This window comes from Achromobacter sp. ACM03 (assembly GCF_014851665.1).
Classification (GTDB): Bacteria; Pseudomonadota; Gammaproteobacteria; order Burkholderiales; family Burkholderiaceae_B; genus Achromobacter; species Achromobacter aegrifaciens.
In genome coordinates, this window is record NZ_JACVAD010000030.1 from 1 (window position 1) to 318 (window position 318).

At 67.3% G+C, this 318-nt stretch carries 1 protein-coding gene; it reads right to left on the reverse strand.

All coding sequences use genetic code 11. The annotated features are described in order from the left end of the window. A partial coding sequence (locus IB257_RS31445) for a hypothetical protein (protein ID WP_192493341.1) occupies positions 1–318 on the reverse strand: 318 nt, incomplete at both ends.

Here is a 318-nt window from a genome sequence, read left to right on the forward strand (position 1 = left end):
ACGGTGAACTTGTCGGTGACGGAGTCGTCGCCGGCGGTGTGGTTCTTGGCCGTCCCGTCCTGCTGGTAGCTATAGGTGATCTTGCCGGTGGCCGGGTCGTAGCCAGTCAGCGTGAGCTTGCCTTCGGAGCCGTTGACGACGACCGGGGTGGTGCCCAGCGCCTGGAGTTCGGCCACGGTGAGGGTGGTGCCGCCGATCTTGACGGTAGCCAGGCCTTCCGGTGCGGTGACGGTCAGTTCGCCAGTAACCGGCTGCGTGGCGTTCTCGGCGATGCTGACGTTGCCGGCATCGGCGCCGTTGGCGTCGGGGACGGTCACG